Here is a 25,365-nt window from a genome sequence, read left to right as displayed (position 1 = left end):
AGGTGTGATTTAGTTTTAAAAATAGTTAATCTAGCTTATTTTAAGAAGCGTATTTCATAGGTTGAAACCGATCTTGCGACTAAAACCGTATAACAAATCGCCAGATCTTGACTAACAACTTAATTGAATCAAGATTAATTAGGTTTCACTTCCTTATTATATAGGGAGCAAAATCCCTCCTAAAAAACCCGATAATCTCAACCCAAAACTTCTCTAAAAATATTAATAATATAAATAATATTATTAAGAAAAAAAGCCAATTAAAACCTCTTGAAAAGCGATTTTTTCGACATTATAATAATGGCACAACCATATGATTACAAGTATGAAAATCAAAAAAATCGCAAAAGGTATTTTATTCGGTAGTTTAGTAGCACTACCACTAATCGGTGTAACAACTGGTTTAGTAGTTAACAAAACTAGTTCAAATAACACCAACTACAGATTAACTAACCAATCAGCTACTTTAGTTGCTGATGAAGTTAATCAAAACCAACAACCAAAAAAATGAAGTAACGATCTATCTCAATATAAAAAGATTGATAACGATCAAACTTTATTTCTAGGTAAAAACTACATTAGATTAAACAACACTGTTGTATTTGATCAAAACCAAAGAAAACTGGTGCAACAAACAACAGTAGGTGTTTATGATTCACTTAATAACCAACTGCAAGCAATCACATTAACAAATGATTATAAACACCTATACTTTGTTGATGATAATGATCCAACCAAAGGATTTGTTGCTACAGATGACTTACACAATGCGATTTACTACCCAATTGATTTAAATACTGGTTTAATTGATCAAGAACATGGTTGAGCGATTTCTACCCAAAGAGTTGCTAGTAATGTTGCTGCTTATCTATCAACTCAGGGTGATGAAAAAAACGATTTAATTCAAAACGCTAGAATTGTTAGCTTTAGTGTTGATAATAACCAACTTAAAGCAGTTGTTTATAATCGCAATGGAAGTTTTGAAGTGCAAAACATTCCAGCGATCAACAAAGCTTTTACAAGTATCAAGATCGTTAAATCATACTCAATTAATGGTGCACTGTTTACTGGCATCAACTTCTTTGATGAGAACGATCAATTAGTTGGTTCGCAACTAATTAATATCAAAAATGGTACGTATGTTCCTGGTGGTGCTAGTTTTGATATCAATCGCAAGATCAATTCAATGGTGTATGATGCTGATCATAATGCGATCTATGTGCAATATTATTTCAGCAACGATAACACCACCAGAATGTGGTATTATTCAGTTTCACCAATCGACCAATTTGGTCAGATTGGTACAATTCCCAATGAAAACTACTTCTCAGATCTAATCTTTATTAAGGGTGAGGGGATTGTTGGTGTTAACAAACAAAAAAGTAATTTAACCTTATACCCTTTTGAAAAAGATCGGATCTTAACAGCACCAACATTTAAAGATGTTGCTTCAAGTTATAGCAATGACTTCTTCAAACAAAATAGTGACAAGATCACTAACATCATCTTTGATCAAAAAGATCTAACATTCTCAGTCTTTTATAATAGCAACATCTATACTGATGGTTTAGTTAAATTCAGCTTAGCTGATTTTAAGAACAAATCAGATCTGTATGAAAACGTTGTGCCAATCTATGTTGATGAAGTAAAACTAATTGATCAAATGAATACTAATGAATATCAAACTAGTTTTGCTTCAGTATATGCAAAAGCCCAAAGTCAAACTGACTTTGATAAGTTCTTAGTAATTCCAGAGTTTTATAAAAAACTTGAAAACCAATCTAAGATTAACCAAGATAATAATTGAAACCTATCTTATAATGCAGATGAAAATCTAGGTACAATCAATTTACAAATTAAATTGTTGTATCAACAAAAACAACTTAATTTATTAGATCGCAACCTATTTGGGTTTGAACAAGTAAACGCAAGCGACATCAAAGTTCATTACAACAAAAACTCACCTTTATTAGATAAAACCCCAACTGAGATCAAAAGATTATTAGATGATGAAAGAACTGTTGCTCAAACTAAACAAGCAATCTTTGATCTGTATGGGTTTGATCCTAAATACAAACAACTACCTTATGATGTACAGATCAAAGATAGTTCAGTACTAGGTAATGTAACATTCATCTTTAAGTTCTTAACGATTAAAGATAATAGTATTCAAGCTAACTTTAAAAAAGGTGATTTAGTAAATCATGCTGCTGTTGTTTCACCAGTTGTGAGTAATAACAACTTCTTAACATTTGATGAAAACTTTAAGTTGTCAATTGAGCGATGATTTATTCCAGTTTTAATAATTGCTTTTGTTGTTGTGATGTTAATTGTGTCAGCACTAATCTACTTCTTATTAATCCAAAGAAAATACCCAAAACTATTAGCAAATATCAAACAAAAGATGGTTGCTCAAGATGAAGTTGATGAAGTTGTAGAAGTAGAAAAAACTGTTTCAATCAATGATCATCTATTAATGCATGAACAAGAACAAGAAGTTGAAACACAAAAACCTAATAAATTCAAACGATTCAAAAAGTTAAAAACTAAAAAAACTGAACAAAAAGTTGAAGCACAAGTTGAACAACAAATCGTTGATCAACCTAATTCAAAAGAACTAAAAGATCAACCAAGTTTTACAACCACTAATAAAAAACTAGCTACAATTGATCTATTCCATCAACAGATGGCAAAAGATGCTCTAAGTTGAGATCCAGAAATTAAATTAACAAAACAAATTCAATAATCATTAAAATAATCTAAAATATATATACTATGGCAAAAATCAAATCATTAAGCGCTGCTGAATACCTTAAAGAAATTGCAGACGAAACTAACCTTAAAGTTCAAGATATCCGTTTGGTTATTACTTCTTTACAAAAAGTATTAGCTAAAGAATTAGCTACTACTGGAGAAGTGAGAGTGTTTGATATTGGTAAGTTTAGACTAGTAGCAACCAAACCACGTCTTGGTATCAACCCTAAAACTAAAGAAAGAATCCAAATCCCAGCTGGTAAAAAAGTTAAGTTTACTGTTTCAAAGATCTTAACTGATGCAGTTGATTCACACAAATAGTTAATCAAAATCTTCAATAATACTTTTAATGAGCTGATCATTAAAAGTATTTGTTTTTTATAATTAGCTTTATGGGATCAAATTACAACGAAAGACATATTAAAGTACTAAAAGGACTTGAACCAGTAAGAAAACGTCCTGGGATGTACATCGGATCAACTGATACTAGAGGATTACATCACTTAGTATGAGAATTGTTTGATAATGCTGTTGATGAAGCACTAAATGGTTCAGCCAACAAGATTGAAGTCGTGCACAAAAAAGATGGTTCAATCATTGTTACTGATAATGGTAGAGGAATTCCGGTTGGTAAGAATTTATCAACTAACTTATCAACAGTTGATACGGTGTACACAGTTCTACACGCTGGTGGAAAATTTGATGACCAAGCTTATAAGGTTTCAGGTGGTCTACACGGTGTGGGTGCGTCAGTTGTTAATGCATTGTCAAGAAAGTTGATTGTTACCGTTCATCGCGATGGTGGGATGTATGAATCAATCTACCAAGATGGTGGGAAGATTGTTCAGCCATTAAAAAAGGTGGCAACTAGTACTAAACATGGTACGATCGTCCAATTTTGACCCGATCCAACGATCTTTAAAAATATTCAATTTAATGCATATATGATTAAAGAACGATTACATGAGTCATCGTTCTTATTTAAAGGGTTAAAGATCGTTTTTGTTGACGAGAATCATCCTGAGTTATCCCAAACTTTCATTGCTAAAGATGGGATCTTAGAATACTTAAAGTATGTCAATGAAAGTAAAAAAATGATCTCAAAGATTATTCCCTTTAAAGGTGAATATGAAAAGATCGTTGTTGATGGCTGTTTTCAATACACTGATAGTGAATCTGATCTAATCATTTCATTTGCTAACTCAGTTAAAACGTCTGAAGGTGGTAGTCATGAAAACGGTTTCAAGCAAGCATTGCTTGAAACGATTAATGATTATTCTAAGAAATATAAACTAATTAACAACAAAGACAAAGGCTTTGATTGAAGTGATGTCAAAGAAGGCTTAAGCGTTGTTTTAAGCGTTCAAGTACCTGAGAAGATTATTGCTTATGAAGGGCAAACTAAAAACAAGTTGTTTACTCAAGAAGCTAAGATTGTAGTTGCAAAGATCTTAAGTCAACAACTGTTTTATTTTCTAGAAGAAAATCAAACTGATGCTAAGCAGTTAATCGAACGATTTAAACTGATTAAAGAAGCTAAAGAAGCTGCCAAAAAAGCCAAAGAAAACACCAAGAAGCTAAAAAGCGCTAAAACTGAACGGGTTTTGTATGGAAAACTTACCCCAGCTCAACAAAAAAATCCATTACAAAACGAAATCTTTTTAGTCGAAGGTGATTCAGCGGGTGGAACTGCTAAATCAGGTCGAGATAAAAAGTTCCAAGCAATCTTACCACTACGAGGTAAAGTGGTAAACGTTGAAAAATCACGCTTACAAGATCTCTTGAAAAATGAAGAGATCTTGTCAATTATTAGTTGTCTAGGTTGTGGGATTGGCAACAACTTTAATATCAAAAACTTGAAGTATCACAAGATTATTATTATGACTGATGCTGATACTGATGGTGCCCATATTCAAGTATTATTACTAACGTTCTTTTATAGATATATGAAAGAACTAATCGAACAAGGTAAGGTGTATATTGCACTAGCACCTCTTTATAAGATTAGTGCTAAAAACTCTAATAAGTTCTCATTTGCTTGGGATGATTACCAACTAGATGAACTAAGAGAAAAATATGGTTCATATGAAGTTCAACGCTACAAAGGACTTGGTGAGATGAACTCTGAACAACTTTGAACCACAACCATGGATCCAGCTAAACGCCAACTAATCCAAGTTTCAATTCAAAACGCAGTTCAAGCTGAGCGTAAGGTTAGTATCTTAATGGGTGATGATGCCTCAATTAGAAAAAATTGAATTAACGAAAATGTTGATTTTAGTATTGAAGAATAATGGATAAGAAAAAGGTATTTCAAAAAGATCTTGATGATATCATGTCACTTAGCTTTGGAAGGTATGCTAAGTACATTATTCAAGAACGGGCGTTGCCTGATATCAGAGATGGACTAAAACCCGTGCAAAGACGGGTTTTATATGGGATGTACAATCTAGGATTGTACTACAACAAACCTTATCGTAAATCAGCTGCTACTGTTGGTGAAGTAATTGGGAAGTTCCACCCCCATGGTGATTCATCGATCTATGAAGCTTTGGTGCGTATGACTCAAAGCTGAAAGAACAATATTCCCTTGATTGATATGCAAGGGAATAATGGTTCGATTGATGGTGATAATGCAGCTGCTATGAGATATACTGAAGCACGATTATCTCATTATGGTAATCTGATGCTTGAAAATATTAACAAAGATACCGTTAACTTTGTTAATAATTTCGATGATAGTGAAACTGAACCTACAATCTTACCAAGTTTGTTACCAAACTTGTTAGTTAATGGTTCAACTGGGATTGCAGCTGGCTATGCTACTAATATCCCACCATTTAACTTAAAAGAGTTAATTGATGTGATTATTCATCGAATTGATTCACCTAACTGCAAGTTAGAATCAATTCTTAAATTAATGCCAGGACCAGATTTTCCCACTGGTGGGATTATTCTTGATGATGATGGAATTAGAAATGCTTATCTAACTGGTAAGGGTAAGATTGTTATTCGAGCAAATATTGTTAATGAAAATAAGAATTTAGTAGTAACTGATATCCCGTTTGAAACGAATAAAGCTAGCATTATTCGTTCAATCGAAGAGATTATTGAAGCAAACAAGTTACCCCAACTTGAAGAAGTAAGAGATGAATCAGATCGATTTGGAATAAGAATTGTTCTTGAAACCAACACCAAAGATGACAAGGTGTTGAATACAATCAAGAACTACCTATACAAATACACTCAACTACAGATCAATTACAGTTTTAACAACGTTGTAATTGATCAAAAAAAACCGATCCAAATGTCGATCTTTAACTATTTGGATAGTTATCTAAACCATGCTTATACGATCTTAAGAAATGCGATTGGTTTTGATCTTAAGAAAGATCAAAAACGACTAGAAGTAATCAACGGGTTGATTAAAGCTACTAGTATTATTGATCAGATTATTGTGATCATTAAAAAATCTAAAGATAAACAAGATGCAATCAATAATCTGATCAATCAGTATTCGTTTTCAACTATTCAGGCAGAAGCAATCGTTTCACTAAGATTGTATCGATTAACAAATACTGATATCTTAACTTTAAAAGAAGAAAAGAAGAGTTTAGATACTAATATCAAACAATACCAACTTCTTTTAAATGATCAAAATGCTTTAAATGATCATTTAAAAGAGATCTTAAGAAGTTATAAGAAATTATTTAACACTAAAAGAAGATCTACTATTGGTGGTAATATTGAAAAACTTGTGATCAATGAAGCTAGCATCATTGAGAAAAAAGAATTATATCTAGTCAGTTCAGTTGATGGATTGATCAAAACAATCGCTTTTGATCAATCTAAGCAACTAAACCCAACTAGTTTAAAGATCAAACAGGATGATTATCTAAGTGATCTAATCAAGGTTAGTTCACTTAATAAGGTCGCATTTATTACCAATTATGGTAATGTGGTAGTAATAAATGCACATAAGATTAAACAAGCCAAACCACGTGAAATTGGTATGGACATTAATGAACTAACCACGATTAAAGATAATGAAAAGATCATTAAGTTAGTTGAATTAAATGATTCTAATGATCAGATCGCTTTGGTTAGTAAATATGGAATGATCAAGCAAATCAGTGTCGCTGATTTAAACAACATCAAATCAACTAAACCGACCACTTGTATGAGTCTTAAAGATGATGATGAACTAGTATGTGCTAATGTGATTAGTGACAAAAACGCAGAGATCATCATTCTTACCAAAAATGCTTACGCACTAAGATTTTTCATTAACGAAGTTAATCTAACTGGTCTTAAATCAATGGGTGTTAGGGGAATTAAACTTAAAAATAACGACCACGTGATTGGTTTTGATCAGATTAATAACTCAATTGATCAGTTAGTTTTAGTTAAGAATAAACAGATCAAAAAACTTAAAGTTTCATTGATTGAAAACCAATCACGTGCCACCCAAGGTAAGAACATCGGTCTAGGTAAAAATAAATCACCACTAGTTAATGGATATTTATTAAACAAAAAAGAGTGTTCATTATACGGATTTGATTCTAATAATGAATTAGTTAATCTAGAATTAAACCAGATCATGGTGGGGAATCTATCATCTGAATATCATGATTGAAAAGATGAATACAAAGGTTTTTTCTTAAATAAGCTAAATTATGAATAAGAAATGTAGTGGCTGTGGTAACTATTTATCGACCGATCCTAATGAATTAGGATATTGTCTTGACATCAACAGGTTTGAGTTGTGTAAACGTTGTTTCCAGTTTAAACACTACAAGAAGATCGATCAAAAATTAACCGTTAAAAAAGAAGATGTAGAAAATTATCTAAATACTTTAGTATTAGATAATTATTGTGTTTTTTATCTGGTTGATCCCACCAACTTCATCTTTGATTTAGAAATGATCAAACGATCGATGAATGCGAATGCATTTTATTTAATCTTTAATAAGATCGATTATTTGGCAAAAAAGAATAATCTATCAGTTATTAAAGATCGTTTGATTGATAATTTCAAAGATCATGGGATCGAATTCAGCCCCAATCAAATCTTATTCAATTCGATCTATCTTACTTATGATCTAAGAAAGATTGATCGGTTAATGAAAAATGCTTATCAAAAACGTAAGAAAGCAATCTTTCTAGGTCAATCAAATGTTGGTAAATCTTCATTAATTAATAAGTTATTAAAACTTAATAATATTGATAAGAAGTTAGCACTAACCACTTCACCATATTTAAATACTACCTTACAAATTAACCAAATTAAAAGGCGGGAGTTTTGCTTACTAGACACTCCTGGATATTTGGATGAGTCTAACGGGTTTTATGATCTAGCGCCTAAAAGAATCAAACGATTGGTTTCATACCAATGAAAAAACCCGGTGACTTATCAGATTACTTCAGACCAGTTGTTTTATTGCGAAGACTTTTTTAAATTAAAAGTTCATCTTAAAAAAGATGTTAATAAAACCTCAATCACCTTCTATTGTCCAACCGCATTAAGGATCCATCGCACCTCAAGTAAAAACGAACAGTTAATTGATAACAAGTTATCCCAGATATTTACTGATTTAAAAGAATTCACTTATCTAAATAATGATCATACCAATACTTATCAGATTGGTCCAAATAAAGATAACTTATTAGTTAATGGGATCTGTTTAATCAAATTTAATAAAGGGATTGATAAAGTAGAACTTTATCAAAAAGACAAAGTTGATAGTTATTTGTTAAACACAGCACTAATCTAAATTAACAATGAAAAAGATAATCATATTTGGTGGAAGTTTTAACCCAATTCATAATGGTCATATCAATATTGCAAATAAAGCATTAGAACAAATCGATGCGGATCGCATTTATTTTGTTCCAACATATAAATCAACTTTTAAACCTGAGTTTAATATTGATGATACTCATCGTAAGAAGATGATTCACAATATTTTAAAACTTAATAAGAAGTTTCATAGTAATTGATATGAACTTCATATCAAAAGTGAAAAGAGTTATCTTACTGTTAAATACTTTAAAGAGAAGTTTGAAAACGCCCAATTATACTTTTTAATTGGTAGTGATAATTTAGAAAAGTTTCATCTGTGAGATGAGGCAGAAACTATGGCAAAAGATTGCCAAATGTTGTATTATCTAAGAGACAATCAGTTTGCTGATCATGAAAACATTAAGAAATTTAATTTCTTAAAGATTGAAGGTGAAAATTATGATATCTCTTCAACTAAGATTAGAAATGGAACTCATGTTATAGGTTGTGTTAGTGATAAAAACCTTGAATATATCAATGAGCATGGATTATATATCCATGATCGATTAAAACATTTCTTAAAATCAGAAGAACGATTTGAACATTGTATTAGAGTGGGTCATTTAGCACGAAAGTTTGCTTCATACAATTATCCTAATTTAGCCCAAAAAGCATATGTTGCAGGGTGTTATCATGATTTGGCTAAAGAATTAGATGAACAAACGATGTTAAGTTATCGTAACAAGTTTGATCCTAAAATAAACCCAGAACCTTATAATAAAGAATTAGGTTATCGGGTTTTACATGGATATGTGGCAGCTTGAATCTTAGAACACATGTTTGGTTATAGTGATCGTGAATTAATTAATTCAGTTTATTATCATACGATTATTAGTGAAGACCCCACCCCACTTGATAAGATTGTGTATTTAGCTGACAAACTTGAACCAGAACGAGTAAATCAAGATATTAATCATTACTTTAAGATTAATAAAGCCAAGACCTTGGCTTTTCAAAACATTCATCAAGCCTTCGAATTAACACATGATGAAATTAGGAAATATCTTCAACTTAGTCAAAAACAAGAGTAATAGAAAATCAAAACGTTATGTCATTGTTGTCGCAATGACTGACGAAGTTGAAGCGATTATTAAAAAATATCAATATCATAAAGATCGAGATTCGATCTTTATTTATAGTTCTGATCTATTAAGTGATGTTGATCTAGCGATCAGTGGCATTGGTAAAGCTAATGCAGCAAGTTGTACTCAACATCTTATTGATCAGAATTGTTATAAAGAGATTATTAATATTGGAATAGCAGGAAGTTTAAATCCCGAATTAAAACCAGCTGAATTAGTTGAAGTTAATCAACTAATTTATGGTGATGTTGATGTGACTTATTTTAATTATCAATTTGGTCAGATTCCCAAATTACCTGTAAGTTATAGTCTAAAATCTGGACAGTACACTTGTGTTAGTACAGATAGTTTTATTAGTAAATTTAATTATCAAGAGATAATTAAAAAGATAGATTTACCTATCGATCTATTCGAGATGGAAGCTTGTGCGATTGCACAAGTGTGTCATATCAATAATTTTAAGAATCTCAAGGTTTATAAAGTTGTATCAGATTATGTTCAACTAAATGAGTTGCATGATAAGTTACCAGATGAATTTAGCGAGCACGTTCTAGATAAAGTTGATTATCGGTTTAAAGTGGTTGATTCAAAAACCAATCAAGAACATCTTGTTAATCGCGATGAATTAGTTAATCATGCTTATCACAAGATCTTTAAATGATTTGAAGAGAAGTTTGATCGTAAGGGTTAGGATTCATTAAAAAATCGTAAATAAAGTAGATGAATTACTCCGTTTAAGGATTCGAAATTTAAATGTTAATTTAAATTAAAAAATAAATTATAGACCTAGGTTAGGCTTAAATTAGTCTAAAATAAGGCTAAAGGTTCATTCTATAATGGAGCATTAATATATCTTGATACTTATGTATTACAGAAAGATTTGAGAATACGAATGTTAAATAACATTCTAGAAAATCTAAATTTAGAAAAAGGAAAGAGCGAATTCAAAGTCTATTACGACAAGCTTAATGATCAACTTATTCTTAAAGTTCATGAGCATGAAAACTAATAAAAATCTTGATATGAAAAAACAGTACAAAGTCGGAAGTTTATTTGCAGGTGTAGGTGGAATCTGTTTAGGATTTATGAATGCTAAAAATCAAGATGGTGAATGTGTCATGAGTTGGGCAAATGAAGTCGATGAATTTGCGTGTGAAACATATAGAACAAATTTTGATCACACCCTACTACAGGGTGATATAAATATGGTTTTACACCCTGAAAACAGTGATAATATTGAATACTACAAACAGTTACATGAGAAAATTTTAGCTGAACCAATTGACATTTTAAATGGGGGATTTCCTTGCCAAGCATTCAGTATAGCTGGTGAACAAAAAGGTTTTAATGATGATAGAGGAAATCTGTTTATGTCATTTATTGATTTAATCAATCAACTCGACAAAAAATTTAAAAAGAAACCTAGAATTCTTTTTTTAGAAAATGTTAAGAATCTAAAAGCTCACGATCAAGGAAGAACATACCAAATTATTAAAACTAAACTTGAAGAAAGTGGTTACATCATCAAAGAGATGGTGATGAATACAATGTTTTATTCAGATTTGCCACAAAATCGAGAACGTATATATATTATTGGTTTTTTAAATAAGAAAGACGCAGATCAGTTTACTATGTTTGATAACTTAACTTCTTTTCAAAAGAAGAAAGGAAGCAATGAAAGAGCTGAAGATGTTAAAAAAATAATTGATTATTCAATTGAAGACAAGGCATATTTTTACACTAAAGATAAATATCCGCGTTACTTCATTTCTAAAAAGGAATTTAATTCACTAGAAGATGAAAATAATATCCGAATCCATTTAACTGAATCAATTACAGAAATGTATCAATTCTACCAACTTAGAAGAGGACAGTATGTAAGAAAGAATCAATCAAATGTTTGTCCAACTCTAACTGCTAACATGGGAACGGGAGGACACAATGTTCCCTTGATCCTTACACCACAAGGTATTAGAAAAATAACCCCTTCTGAGACGTTCAAGTTACAAGGATTCCCTGTTGGAAATGGATATAGTTTGCCTACAACTTACAAAGGGAAAGCGTATCTAAATAGTCAGCTTTATAAACAAGCAGGAAACGCAGTTTCAGTACCAATAATTACCCTTATAGCAGAACAAATATTAAAAGCCATTACCTAATAACAATCAGCTAGAATAAAATTCTTATTCTAGCTGTATTTCTCTAATCAATAAGGTTTATTATCTTAACTGGTTTAAGATCCTTCTCTTTAATGATTCTAGATTTTATTGAAAAACGAGGACGTCTTCCTTGTGATTGTTGATCTGAAAAAGTTTCATTCTTTTTCTTGTTTACAACTAAATCATACACATCAACAGAATCAATTTCATAAAAATATACATTACCATCTACATAACCATTTGGTGCAAAATCAACAAAGTATAACAGATCTCAAACAGATGTTGGACCAAATGAAGTGCAATCATTAGGAATCGATGTAGATTTAACCTGAACCCCTTGACCAGTAGCTTTGATGACACAATCATAAGAATGTGTGTCAGGTTCGTTGTTAGTACGAACAGCATCAAAAGCTATGCAAAATAAGGCTTCACTGAAAACGTCAGGAACATTTAAACCACGACCTTTAAGCGATTTTAAATCGGTGTTAATATCCAACCATTTTTTAAAAATGCTTTTCAATTTCATGAAATCATCTTCATCAAACTCATCTCCTGTAACGATTGTTCCATATTTCAATCTTACTTTGCATTCTTTCATCGTTATCTTCTCTTGTTTATTGTTGTATCTATGATTTTTCAGTGACCCAGCAAATTTCGATGTGCAATAATAAACCTTTTTGTATAAAGACCGAAGAGCGTTATTAAACTTCGTTTAGTGCAGCAAACTAAATTTGGTGAACGAAATCAGACAAGAACTGATACCGCTTAATTCAACATATGTTTTTTAATCATTATATGCATAAAACTATTTGATATTTATCGTATTCAAAAAACAATATCCTTTCATAAATCAATGTTTTATACAGATATCGTTTGATGAAGAAACTAATCAAAAGATTTTGTCAATTGAGAAGATTGATCAATATTTTTTTTCAACAATTTTTACTAGGCTTAAACAAAACTATATCGTAAAGGTTAAAGGTCTTGTTAAGAAAAATCAATGAGATAAAGAGAGGTCGCTTTATTCATTTTTTTTGGTTTGTATTTTAGCTATTAAAAACTTAGAGTCTGAAACCTAATCCTGACACCCCACCCAAAACCAAATCGTTAATAAACTAAAAAAGAAGAAAAAACGCAAATACAAAACAACTTCTCCTGATATCACAATACGAATTAATGACCAATACCTATTTGATGCTTATCAAGACTGAAAGAAAAACATCAAAAGAACTAATCATAAAGTTGTACTAAATGATGAACTAAATCATTGTATTAGGGGCTTTTTATTAAATGAGAATAAAAGGTTTGAATACGAATGATTAGACGAAAACAAAGATAAGATCACATCTTTATTTAAAGAGATGTGGTTAGAACAAAACAAGTTTTATTGAGATAAGTTCAATGAACTGATCGAATTAATGTATTGTGAATTAGCTTCAACTAAATTATTAGTTACTTATCTAATTAATAATTTAGTTGATAAGCAAGTAAGAAACGTGATCATGCCTTCATATTTAGAGATCAATGAAGAGTGGTTGAATCAATCAATTGATACTAAGACTAAATATAAAAGTAAGACTATTAAATAGTCTTACTTAAATAGGTTTGGGTTGATTTATTAGAAGGCGTTGAGAAGGGTGAAGGTGCCAACATTAATTGTTCAATTTACTGCCGTATCAGTTTTTTCATTATCAGTAAAAAGAGTTTTGTTGAGAAATAAATTATTAAAGATGATTGAGTGATTAGTCTCATCAATTGAAATTGGTGATTCATTCGATTCAGTAGATGATGTATAATCCTTAGGTCAAAAATCTATTGCTTCATTTTGATTATCAAGAGATTTAAAAACGACTGCATTTGGATTAAGTGGTGGATTTTGTTCAACAACTTTAAGTTTGTTGTTCTTAACCGTGAATAAATCATTAAAGCTTTGATATTCAATGCCATTAATAACAATAGTTAAACCTTTATAAGTAATTTCTCTTTTTTCTGTTTCAGAAACCATTTCTTCCCTTTTTGTTTCTGATGAAAATATTTGATTTTCATTCTTAACAGATTTGAAATCATTTCTGGCATCTTGGTTCGTAGCTCCAAAAAAGAAATTATATAGTTCATACGGTTTTCTGTTCTCATATGATGCAATAAATTCTTTTAGAGCTTGTATGTCAGTTTGTGAAAAAGGTTTTCTTAATACTAGTTTATTATCAGCAACATTAATATCTACATCAGATGTATCAGCTCCTGGTAGTTCTGTGTTCATTAAATCTGCTTTTTTAACCACAACACTAAAGGGTTCTTTTTTTAGATCTTTAAACGTTTCAGGGATCTCTTCTTCTTTTTGGTCATTTACTGCTTGTTTAGCACAACTAGTTAATAAGATTCCAGGAGTTAATAAAGCTAAAGTCGATCCTAATAAATTAATTGCGAACTTATATTTTTTAAACATCTTCATTATTATTTATTCTCTCTATATTTTAATGATTTTTACGCTATTTTAATTATAGAAAAGGTAATTTATGTATCAATTAAAAAGGTTTATTTTTCGCTTATTTTTGTTGTTAATTTCTCTAGTTTTAATAACAACAATTAACTTAAACTTTTATCAATCTAAAACAGTTATCAATAAAGACTATGAGCAAGCTTTAAAATCTGAAAAACTAGTAGAGTATAGTAACCCATCTACTAGAAAGAATAACGGTTATATTTTTAATGGTAACTATAACGTTAATAGGACTATTAGTCGAGATTATTACTATACCTACAACAATGCTTTTTTGGCTAAAAGAATAATCCAAAGAAGAAGACAACAACTCGCTATATGAGGAGGACCAGGTAATTTTGATAACTTTTTTACGAATAATAAAGATACATTTACTGGTTATGCATTCTACAATTCAAGAAACCCTTTTCCATCTGGTTTGACTGATAGAGAACCTGGATTAACCCAATATATAGCTTCTCCAAGTCAAATAAGAATGCGTAGCCTTAATTCATATAGTGATCTTTTAAATTTACCTACTTCAAGCTTCAATAAGAATTATCAAATTATTTTGAATTTAAGGGCTTCGTTAAATCAACCAACGAATATTTTTGGCATATTAAATACAATTACTAAAAAAATTGAAATAGATCCAAATAACTTAAGAGTTAATGTACCTATAACTGGTTCAATCAATTTTTTGAATAGAGAAAGTTATGATGGTGATAATTTGATAGTTGATCATGAATACGGTTGGACAGATGCACAAACCTGAGATTGAAAAAACTATAAAAGAAACAATAGAATTAATACTGATTTTGACGGGCGAGTTATAACAGGATACAAAAATGATAGAAAAGATAAACTAGCCTTAAATCTTAACTATAGTTTGACTTTAACTTCTAACAATAAACTAAGAATTGATTTAAATCCAGTATTAACTACAATAAACGACGGTAACCAAAACCGTTATGCTTTTAATGGTGAAGCCATTAATTTTTCTCTATCTTCCATTGAAGTAAAACCAGTAGGTTGAAATATTATTGAACCAAGCACTCTAAGATCAAGCATTGATCGAATCTTTAATACAACAATAACAGGACAAGTTAATAATGAACCAGTTTTAAGTAGAAACCAAACTGCTATTAACAACCTTGTTAATACTAGAATCAACCAAAACGCAAACCTATTAGGTTATTATTTACAATCTAATTACAACAACTGGTTTAGATGATCATTGAATAAATTCAATGATACTAATAACACGGTTGATGTCAATTTCATGTATAAACCGTTTTATACAACATCATCTGATGGGTGAGAACGATATACAAAACGTATAAGGGTTAATTTAAGTTCTACTGCACAATTTACAACAAGAAAATTTGCTGAGAATGTCTGAGAACGGTTATTGATTAATAATTCTAAATTAAGCTATAACCCAAATACAGGTTTAAGCATTATCCCCCAAATCGATTTAAATAATAATAATCCTTGAAGAGCACTAAACCAACAACCATATCCACAAAATCCTAATCAAAGGGTAGAATTCCCTGATTTTGGGACTTGAATTATTAATTCTAATACTAGATTAGAGTATTACTCACTACCTGGGATTAATGAAGATGTTAAGGTTAATGATCAAACCTTAGATTCATTAGATGGTAAGTATTCTTTCTTAATATTTGATCCTGCTACTAAATCTAAGAATGAAGCAGGTGAATCGAATGAATATACGATTGAAATCTATGGTAATAAGAATGGATCTTATAGCTTATTATTTAAGATTAAGTTTATTATAAAAGCCCTATATCCTAATACTAATATTAGTTATCGAAACTGAGATCCATCTAAATATCCATTAGATCAATGACAAGCAAGCTGGATTAGAAAACCATCTAATGATGATCCTAACCCTGATTTTATGCCTAATATTAATGAAAAGAGTGGGTTGGCTGAACAGATTGTATGGGTTTATAACAAGAATAATAAAAAGATCTCTCCTTTTGATATATCTACAAATGGCTATAACCATTTGACCTTTCCTGATCCAATCGATAGTGACGGTAAACTACTATACGACCTAAGCCCTTATGTAGATAGTCGAACTAATAATTTAATCGATCCATCTAAATTAAATGTGTCTGTTGATATCATCAACCAAGTAGGTAATGGTTTTATTGCTAAAGGGGTGATCTCTCCTAAAGGGATCGATCAAAACTTTAGTGATAATAATAAAACGATTTATAGAAACAACGCTTATAGTGATCTATCTATAGATAATAACAACATTAATCTATCTAATAATAGTAATCGACTTGATTATCTAGATAAAAAAGGGATTTATAAGTATAGTACTTATGATAGTACTAGTAAATTATATGGTTCAACTTATGTTGTGATTGGAGATGATGTAGGTAAAAATCAAACCTTTAGTCAATATATTAATGGGATTAATAATAATGAAAATATTGTCATTCCGCTTTGAGAATCAATTCAGGGTTCTTATTTAGCAAGCTATTTAAGAGAAGTGGTGAAGAGTTAAGAACTATAAGAAGGGTATTTTTATTAAGTTAAAATTATATCAATACTGTCGATAAGATAATTACAGATATGAATAAAGAAGTTGAAACTGAAAATGCACCAAAAAAGAAGTTGGCTTTAGATAATTATTATTCAGATCAAATAGAAGAAGACAAAAAAGCTCATCATCAATTGCTTGATGATGAAAAGTTTGATTATACTTATGATTATTATCTAGTATACATGAGCTTGCTTGAGAACGCTTTAGTAAAGCGATTAGAAAATAAGAAGAATAAGACTGTTGAGAGTAAACCGGTTAAAGAGGCTGAGAATAGCGCGAAAAGTTCTGAAGCGGAGGAGAAAGTAGAAGATCAAGAAGTTAATTCTAAAGAGGAAGCAGAAGATTCAGAAACTGAAAATCAAGTAATAGTTCAAGAAGCTAATTCTAAAGAAGAAATAGAAGCTAGTGAAAAGAATTCTGAAGATCAAGAAAATGATTCTGAAGACGACTTAGAAGTTAATGCATCTGGTTCTGAAGAGCAAGCAGAAGATCAAGCAAATGGTTCTGAAAACGAAGTAGAAGCTAGTGAAAATGATTCTGAAGGTCAAGTAGAAGTTAGTGCACCTCTATCTGAAGATCAAGTAGTAATTAGTGCGCCTCAATATGAAGATGAAGTAGAAGCTAGTACAGCTGATTCTCAGATTCAAGAAGTTGAATCAAAAGAAGAGCAGGATCATGTAGTTGAAGATCAGATAGTTGAAGATAACATGGATCAGCAAACAAATAATGATTCTAATCAGAATGATATAGTTGACGAAGAAGAACAAGAAGAACAGAGTGATGTTCTTGTTGATAGTGAACAAGTTCAAAAAGATCAACTACAAGATGAAGAGAATTTAGAAGATCTAGAAACTGAAAACAAAGTTGAAGATCAAAATATTGATTCTAAAGAAGAAGTAAGTACTAGTTCAACTAATGTTGAAAATTCAAAAGATGAATCAAATGTTCAGGATCAAAAAACGGAATCAAATGCTCTGGTTTCAAATGTTGAACCAAAACCTCAAGACCCTAAAGTTGCATCAAAATCAAAACAACAATCAACAACTAATGATATCCATGCACTAGATGAAAGAGCTGCACTAAGCATTAAAAAATTATTAGATCCATCTACGATTTCATTACTTCCAATTCCTAGTGCTTTCAGTAACTACACTAATAACAACGATCAACAAACAGAAGATAATAAATATCATCTAAGTTTTGCTGATGTAAGTGTTGATCCAATCAACAACTTTTATCAAAAAGTGGTTGATTCAGTTGATCCTTTACTTGATGATTACATTAAACTGATCATTAATGAAAATCATCAACCATTAAAGCAACAACAAGTATTAGTAGATGAATCTAAGATCATTGAAACAAACATTAAAAACCTTTATAAGACCCAAAAGATTTTGGGTCGTAAAGTTGCAAATGTTTTCATCATCATCTCGTGTTTTCTAATCTTTGGATTAGCACTGATTCCAATCCTTTTAAAAAATAAAAAGATTATTAATGAGTATGACGCTTATGAAAACCAAAGAAAAAACGAATTAGAGCAAATCTGAACTACTAGTCATGGCTTATCTCTTCAATTCGCTTCACGTCTAAACTTTAATGAGATGATTAAGTTTATTGCCAATAAACTTAATCTAGGATATGGTAATTATTGTTCTCAAGAGACTTATCAATTCATTAGTAGTTGTATGAACGATTTTACTGTTCTTCACAGTGCTGCTAACTTCAAATATAAAAATACTGAGATTACAGATTGTGTAGCTACTTATGAAGAAATAAGACCTATAGTAACTTCAAATGCAGTTCGATTTCCTTATAGAGATATTGAAACATACACAACATCAGATGGAGCTATTCGTACTAGAACAGTAACAAAATATGAAACACTAGTTGCTTATCATGAAGAACCGACCCCGTTTTTAGAAGACCGACATTTCCAAATCTTAAAAACCAACTTCAAACCAGGGTTTAGTTTTACAACTAATGTAAAAACTAAAACTGATAAAACTAAGATAAAAAACTTCATCAATTTTGAAAACAAAGAGTTTTCAAAAAAACTAAGAATAACGAACGATGATAATCAGATTAATACTGAATTACTAGAGTTCTTTACGATCAAAGCTCAAGAAGATTACTTAAAGTGAGCTGATGAATTAAACCATAAGTTTAATCTTACTAAAACTGGTAGATTCTTAATCAATGATTATGTTGATGTTGATTATGAGTTAGATGGACTAACAACACTTCCTAAAAAAGTTAAGAAGAATACTGTAGTCAGTCCACTAACTCAATACAGTTCTTGAGATATTAATGTCGCTTATAATATCAATGAGTTCAATCTTAAACATTTAGTTGCTTATCAAAAACAAACAGTAGATCAATTAGTTGATATCTTTAAGATGGTAGCTAAATACTACCTTTATGATTTTGCTGAACAAGTAACCCCATTCTTATTATCACCTGCGATTAATCGTGAATGATATTCTTCAGATGGGAATTATAAGATTGCTAATTCAGGTAATTTTGAAGATCATATCTCAAGTAAAGATAAACCAAGTAATAGCTATTTATTAGCTAAAGTGTATTATGAAGGGTTAATTAACTTTAATCAATATGATCAAGCTAAAAAAGCTTGATTTGAAATCAACCGACTTGATCGCGATAATCAATTCTTAAGATATGATTTAGCTCACAAGTCATATGGAGCTCAAGAAGAAGTTGATCTAGTACTAGTAACTGGGGTTCATGTGGGTACTCAAACAATCCCAGTACCTTATACAAGGTACTATCCAATAGAAGAAGACAAGACTGTATTTTATTTAGCTAAAGATCGAACTAATAAGAACAACTTCATTATTAGTAAGAAAAAATCTAATGGGTTCTTTGAATTAGCTCATAAAGCTAATATTCCAATATCTAATCTTGATAAGATCAATCTTCATCCTAACACCAGTATTGAGATGCAAAACCCTTATCAAGTACTGCTTGATCCAAATCAGGTAGCTTATTTGGATATCTTGAATCAGTTGCAGAATAACTGTACGGATAAAATCCATGTCCAAGCTAATGATGATGGGTACTTCATCTTTGTTAATAGTACTCAAGCTAATGATTTAGCTTTACCTGAATTTTTCAACTCAATTAAAAAATTAAAAAACAATTTATTAGAATTAAATCAACTTGAAAATTAATCATATATGTTAGTAGATCCAACAAAACAAAACAATGAAGCTTTTAATCCTAACGTGGATAATACCACGTATAAAGCTCAAGCATCATCAGGTGATATAGCCTTGTGATGAATCTTATTTATCTTAGCTTGATTAACGATCATTGGGGGCATCATTTTAACAGTAAAATGATACCAATGAGGTAATCGCTTAAGAACTAAACAAACTGAGATCAATCAAGCTGCTAGTGGAATTGATGTCAATCTAGTTAAAAGAAAAGATACTTTATTAAAGCTATTAGAACAAACTAAAGCTTATATGAAGTTTGAAAAAAATACTTTAGAAAACATTACCAAACTTCGTTCATTACCAAATAGTTCAACTGATGTTGATAAGATGAATGATACAGAAAATCTGATTAATTCAATCTCAAGAGATATCAACGTTCATTTTGAAAACTACCCTAATTTAAAGTCATCTTCAATCGTGGCTGAATTAATGAGTAGTAGTCAGTATATTGAAGCAGAACTATCTGCTAGTAGAAGACTGTATAATACTAAAGTAACTGACTTTAACCAAGATATTGTAAGTTTTCCAATCTCAGTTAAAGCTAAGAATATGAACTGTCATTCTTTACCGTTGTTTGTAGCTTCTGCTGAAGCTAAACAAGATGTGAAGATGGACGGGTTGTCTAGTTTATAGAATTAAGATTAGTTTGATTAATTAGAACAAGTCTTGAAGATAGTTAAAAAAATTAATACCAGAATTAATAGTTCTGGTGTTTTTTATGTAAATAATTATGCTTTGAGTTGTTTGGGGCAAGAAGGGTAAGCAAAATCCTTATAAGAAGCAAAAAAGAAGAAGAGGTCTTAGGTGCTTAGTAGTGACTTTTTGTATATTATATATTTTTATAATAAATGTTAATAAGAGGACAATTTATCCTTTATTTATCACAAAGCATTAGGTGTGAGATATAAATATGTCAAAGTTAAATATAATTAATTTTACAACTTCTAACAGTTCTTCTCTTATAAGAGAAAAGAGAAAACGATTAAACATGACTCAAAAAGAACTTGCGGATGCAATCGGACTACCTAAATATGGTGATAGAACTATAAGACGTTGAGAAAAAGGAGAAAGCAACCCCTCGAAACTAGAGCTTGAAGCGATATTAAATTTCCCTGAAAAGATACCATTTGCAAATAAAAGCAATGCACCATATAGAATGATCGATTTGTTTGCTGGAATTGGTGGTACTAGATTAGGATTTCATCTAACTAATAAAGTTGCTTGTATATTTTCAAGTGAAATCGATAAATTTGCTTGTAAAACATACAAAGCAAATTTTGGTGAAATACCAGCAGGGGATATCACTAAAATAGACTCTAGTTGTATACCCAACCATGATATATTAGTGGGAGGTTTTCCTTGTCAAGCTTTTAGTCAAGCCGGTAAAAAGTTGGGTTTTGAAGATACTAGAGGAACTTTATTTTTTGAAATAGCAAGGATTTTAAATGATAAAAGACCTAAAGCATTTCTATTAGAAAATGTTCGTAATTTAGTTTCGCACAACAAAGGTAAGACTTTTAAAACGATCATTGATACGCTATCACAACTAGGTTATTATGTTGAATATCAACTTTTTAAAGCTAGGGACTTTAATTTCCCTCAAAATCGAGAACGAATTTATATCGTTGGTTTTGATAAGAAACAAGTGCCTAACTATAACTCTTTTGTTATGCCCACTCCAACTAAATACACAACAAATGTTGGATCAATTTTAGAAAATGATGTAAGTGATAAATATACAATTTCTGATACTTTATGACTAGGACATCAACGTAGAAAGATCCAGCATCATAAAAATGGCAATGGTTTTGGATATTCTTTATTTAATAAGGATAGTCAATATACCAATACGCTATCAGCTAGATATTATAAAGACGGTAGTGAAATCTTAATTGAACAACACAATAAAAATCCTCGCAAGATTACTCCTAGAGAAGCAGCAAGACTTCAAGGTTTTCCTGAAAATTACATTATCCCAGTCAGTGATACTCAAGCATACAAACAATTTGGGAATTCTGTTTGTGTACCTGTGATAAAAGCGATTGCACAACAAATTATTGCGACGTTAGAAAATAATAAAAGTAGCTAATAATAAAAAAATTAAGTGTTGTTATTGATTTGTAACTTGAGTGATGAAGAGATGAGCAAACCAGATGTTTTAAAACTAGATACTGCTAGAAATGATTTAAAACATCGGTTGATTCTGTAACTGAAATTGTTGATATGTCACAGAACTGTCTGTGATTCATTTATCTTTATTACGATGGGTATTATGAAACTAGAATTGTTCTTGACAATCCAGATGCATCTTTACAAATAATTAAGGATACTAAACAGGACTAGATTTTATTATTGTTAATGCTAAATGAGCTAGATCTAGTAGTTTTGGTCTGGTTAGAGGGTTGTAAAATTAGTTAACTACACATAAAGTTTTAAGAATAGCGTTACATAAAAATATCATTTCCAACAACTAAGGTTTTGATAAGTTTTTAGCTATCAGAAATAATCTTGATAACTTATATCAATAAATTAGAACTGTTGAACGTTTTTTTAATTGTTTTATCGAAATTTTTATCTAATAATGTAGCTACAAAACAAATAGTAACAAGTAATTTATTTAGGACAAAAACTTTTGATATTTCTACAACAACAGAAGCTACTAAGTTATAACTAATACTACTACTAGAAAGACATAACCTTAGTAGAAAGATTAAGTATGATTATTGTAACTCTTGATGCTCAAGATAGTGGAACGCTCCAAATTTAGGTAATGGAAGATTTATCTTGATAAATTCTTAATGTAATAGACAAGTATTAATTGTTGAAATAAAAAACTAAGAACGAATTAGTTGTGAAAAATTATTGGCACCAGAATTAATAGTTCTGGTGTTTTTTTTATATAATTAAGCAAGTTTTAGTAATGTTCTTCTCTATGAAATGAGCAATACCCTTTATTTATAGAAGAAGAAGAAGAAGAAGAAGCTCCTATATGTTCAGGGGTTATGAACTAACACTCTAAGTCAAAATCAAACCGATTTATTACTTATTGAACTTTATATATTCGTTCTTGATGAAGGTTGATGTTTAAATAGATTCATCAAGTTTAACTTTAAGTGAAAAGAAAAAACATTCTAAAGTTTATTAGTTTATTAGGTATTGGTTCATTTGTGATGTTAGCTGCTGCTAGTTGTTCTCAAGCATCTAGTCCAACACAAAACCCAAGTTCTAGAACTGAACCTGGCGGCACAATGATGGGCATGTCTGGTAGCAATGCTAATACAAATAGTAACCAAGGCATGATGAATAATGCTGATCAAGAATTAAGATCAGCTAGAAACCAATTAACAACACTAGTTGATTCTGAAGCTGAAAATACTGCGCTTTATGCAGACTATGCAAAAATTCAAGTTACTTTGAAGAATGCATTTACTACTGCTAAAGCAGTTCTTGGTAAAACTGATTCAACAGCACAAAGTCTTAAAGATGCTAAATCAACTTTAGATGAAGCTATTGCAACTGCTGAAAAAACTAAAACTGATTTTGATGCAGCTAATACTGATTTAGTTACTGAATATAATTCTCTTAAAAAATCATTAGCAGAAGAAGCAACTATATTAGATACTGTAAAAGAAGAAAATTATGAAGCTATTAAAGATAATATTGTTAAGTTATATACATTAGCTAAACCAATTGTTCATGCTACTTTAATTCCTGTTGAAGGAAGTTCTCCTGAACTTAATAAAGTTAAAGAAGTTAGCATGCCTTTAGCTACTGCAATTGCAAGAAACACTCCATGAAAACAAAACGCTGACAATTTAGTTAAAAGTTTTGTTAAACAAACTCTACTTAAAAAAGATCTAACTGGAGTAACTAATACTAATGATATGGTTCAACCAGGTAACTACAGCTTTGTAGGTTATAGTGTTGATGTACCTAATGTTAACTGAGCATTTGCTCAAAGAGTAGTTTGAACTGCACCTGATAGTAATCCTACAGTAACTCCTATAACTACTACTGAAGAAAACTCTATTCCTTTAAGTGATGTTTCTTGAATCTATAACTTAAATAATGCTGGAGCTAAATATACATTAAGTTTTAGATATTTTGGAGCTTCACCAACAGCTTATTTATATTTCCCTTATAAGTTAGTTAAAAATGATGATGCAAGTAATGTTGCATTGCAATATAAGTTGAATGGTGGAGAAGCAAAAGCTATTGATTTTAAACAGGCAGCTGGTGCTCAATCTACTGGTGGTGGTGAAGAAGAATCTAAAGAGAAGGAAGAAGAAAAGGAAGCTGATGGTTCTTCAGAAGGTGCTGCTAATCCTGCAATGCCTGTAACTGCTTCGATGATTGAAGCTCCAACAGTTTCTGATATTAAGATTGCTAAAATCGCTTTATCTAATTTGAAATTCAATTTAAATACGATTGAATTTAGTGTTCCAGAGATGAATGGTGAAACTATGATGAAAGTTGCACCTATGATTGGTAATATGTACATAACTTCATCTGATGATGAAACAAACAAAAAACTAATTTATGATAGTATTTTTGGTAACATTCAATCACAAAAAGATAGTCAATCATCTGTTACAGTTGATCTATTAAAAGGATATAGTCTAGCTACTAGTTCTAATACATATATTCGTCAATTTATGCATTTAGATACTGATAATAAACCTATTTATTTAGTTGGATTAATTGGGGGTCAACAACCTCGTTTTAGTGGTAATACTCAAAACAGACAATCACAATTTCCAAATAATATGACCAATCCTAATCAAACTAATATTAGTAGAACATTTACAGTTTATGTAAATGCTCCACAAGATGGAAGTTATTATATTAGTGGTCAATATTTAAATGGTTCGATGACCGCAAGAAATCTAAAACTCTCAACTGGAACGATAGGTACAGGCAGTAGTACAAGTGAAGTTACAGTAACTGGTTTGAAATCTAAAGATTGAAACACGTTAGGCAGTTTTGATACTAAGATGAGTACTACAACTGTTATGAATGGTTCAAATTCACAAATGCAAAAAACTATTACTTTAAAACAAGGATTAAACAAAATTACTATTAATGGGGTTCCAGGTGTTGCAGCGGGTGATGCACCATTTCTAGGTAATCTAACGTTTACATTGATGAATGCGACAAATAATCCATCAGCTGACAACAATGTTCAACAAGGACAATAAAAGAATAATTCAAAATAATATATGCATTTGA

16 protein-coding genes are annotated in these 25,365 nt (G+C 30.6%); 14 read left to right on the top strand and 2 right to left on the bottom strand.

The genetic code is table 4. From position 1 onward, the window contains the following. Positions 1-325 precede the first annotated feature (325 nt). The 8 genes from H3143_RS02040 (at position 326) to H3143_RS02000 (ending at position 11,837) form a co-directional block, all read left to right on the top strand. Positions 326-2,746: a hypothetical protein gene (locus H3143_RS02040; RefSeq protein WP_228444760.1), complete on the top strand. Its 2,421-nt coding sequence runs from the start codon at positions 326-328 to the stop codon at positions 2,744-2,746. A gap of 29 nt (positions 2,747-2,775) precedes the next feature. Then, positions 2,776-3,075: an HU family DNA-binding protein gene (locus tag H3143_RS02035; protein WP_182078553.1), complete on the top strand. Its 300-nt coding sequence runs from the start codon at positions 2,776-2,778 to the stop codon at positions 3,073-3,075. A 71-nt stretch (positions 3,076-3,146) separates the two neighbouring features. Continuing rightward, entirely contained in the window at positions 3,147-5,048 is a 1,902-nt protein-coding gene (gene parE / locus H3143_RS02030; RefSeq protein WP_182078552.1) for a DNA topoisomerase IV subunit B, read from the top strand. After that, the gene (parC, locus tag H3143_RS02025; protein ID WP_182078551.1) at positions 5,048-7,438 is read left to right on the top strand and encodes a DNA topoisomerase IV subunit A; all 2,391 of its coding nucleotides are present in this window, start codon (positions 5,048-5,050) and stop codon (positions 7,436-7,438) included. The genes parE and parC overlap by 1 nt, the downstream gene beginning before the upstream one ends. Then, positions 7,431-8,528, top strand: coding sequence for a ribosome biogenesis GTPase YqeH (yqeH, locus tag H3143_RS02020; protein WP_182078550.1), 1,098 nt, complete (start codon positions 7,431-7,433; stop codon positions 8,526-8,528). Before parC ends, yqeH begins: the two co-directional genes overlap by 8 nt. A gap of 7 nt (positions 8,529-8,535) precedes the next feature. Then, positions 8,536-9,627 (top strand): nicotinate-nucleotide adenylyltransferase, encoded by a 1,092-nt coding sequence (locus H3143_RS02015; RefSeq protein ID WP_182078549.1) that lies wholly within the window; start codon positions 8,536-8,538, stop codon positions 9,625-9,627. Then, positions 9,584-10,369 carry a 5'-methylthioadenosine/S-adenosylhomocysteine nucleosidase family protein gene (locus H3143_RS02010; protein WP_182078548.1) on the top strand — a complete coding sequence of 262 codons (786 nt, stop codon included), beginning with the start codon at positions 9,584-9,586 and terminating at the stop codon, positions 10,367-10,369. The genes H3143_RS02015 and H3143_RS02010 overlap by 44 nt, the downstream gene beginning before the upstream one ends. A 307-nt stretch (positions 10,370-10,676) precedes the next feature. Continuing rightward, positions 10,677-11,837 carry a DNA cytosine methyltransferase gene (locus tag H3143_RS02000; protein ID WP_228444759.1) on the top strand — a complete coding sequence of 387 codons (1,161 nt, stop codon included), beginning with the start codon at positions 10,677-10,679 and terminating at the stop codon, positions 11,835-11,837. Between the two features lie 43 nt (positions 11,838-11,880). Here H3143_RS02000 and H3143_RS01995 read toward each other — a convergent pair whose 3' ends face one another. After that, positions 11,881-12,435, bottom strand: a complete 555-nt coding sequence (locus H3143_RS01995; RefSeq protein WP_182078547.1) for a Bsp6I family type II restriction endonuclease — start codon at positions 12,433-12,435, stop codon at positions 11,881-11,883. A gap of 763 nt (positions 12,436-13,198) precedes the next feature. Here H3143_RS01995 and H3143_RS01990 point away from each other — a divergent pair. Beyond that, complete coding sequence (locus H3143_RS01990) at positions 13,199-13,426, top strand: hypothetical protein (RefSeq protein WP_182078546.1); 228 nt, start codon at positions 13,199-13,201, stop codon at positions 13,424-13,426. 29 nt (positions 13,427-13,455) lie between these two features. Here the strand turns inward: H3143_RS01990 and H3143_RS01985 are convergent, their stop codons facing one another. Then, the gene (locus H3143_RS01985) at positions 13,456-14,283 is read right to left on the bottom strand and encodes a hypothetical protein (RefSeq protein WP_182078545.1); all 828 of its coding nucleotides are present in this window, start codon (positions 14,281-14,283) and stop codon (positions 13,456-13,458) included. A gap of 70 nt (positions 14,284-14,353) precedes the next feature. Here H3143_RS01985 and H3143_RS01980 point away from each other — a divergent pair, with 70 nt between their 5' ends. The 5 genes from H3143_RS01980 (at position 14,354) to H3143_RS01960 (ending at position 25,334) form a co-directional block, all read left to right on the top strand. Further along, positions 14,354-16,861 carry a hypothetical protein gene (locus tag H3143_RS01980; RefSeq protein WP_182078544.1) on the top strand — a complete coding sequence of 836 codons (2,508 nt, stop codon included), beginning with the start codon at positions 14,354-14,356 and terminating at the stop codon, positions 16,859-16,861. Between the two features lie 68 nt (positions 16,862-16,929). Then, positions 16,930-20,088, top strand: a complete 3,159-nt coding sequence (locus H3143_RS01975) for a putative sodium/potassium/calcium exchanger (RefSeq protein WP_182078543.1) — start codon at positions 16,930-16,932, stop codon at positions 20,086-20,088. A gap of 6 nt (positions 20,089-20,094) precedes the next feature. Continuing rightward, positions 20,095-20,769 (top strand): LemA family protein, encoded by a 675-nt coding sequence (locus tag H3143_RS01970; protein WP_182078542.1) that lies wholly within the window; start codon positions 20,095-20,097, stop codon positions 20,767-20,769. Between the two features lie 277 nt (positions 20,770-21,046). Beyond that, entirely contained in the window at positions 21,047-22,225 is a 1,179-nt protein-coding gene (gene dcm, locus H3143_RS01965; protein ID WP_182078541.1) for a DNA (cytosine-5-)-methyltransferase, read from the top strand. A gap of 1,024 nt (positions 22,226-23,249) precedes the next feature. Further along, complete coding sequence (locus H3143_RS01960) at positions 23,250-25,334, top strand: FIVAR domain-containing protein (protein WP_182078540.1); 2,085 nt, start codon at positions 23,250-23,252, stop codon at positions 25,332-25,334. Positions 25,335-25,365 lie beyond the last annotated feature (31 nt).

Origin of the sequence: Mycoplasma tullyi (assembly GCF_014068355.1) — a bacterium.
Taxonomy (GTDB): Bacteria; Bacillota_I; Bacilli_A; order Mycoplasmatales; family Mycoplasmoidaceae; genus Mycoplasmoides; species Mycoplasmoides tullyi.
This window is presented reverse-complemented; position numbering and strand designations above follow the sequence as displayed.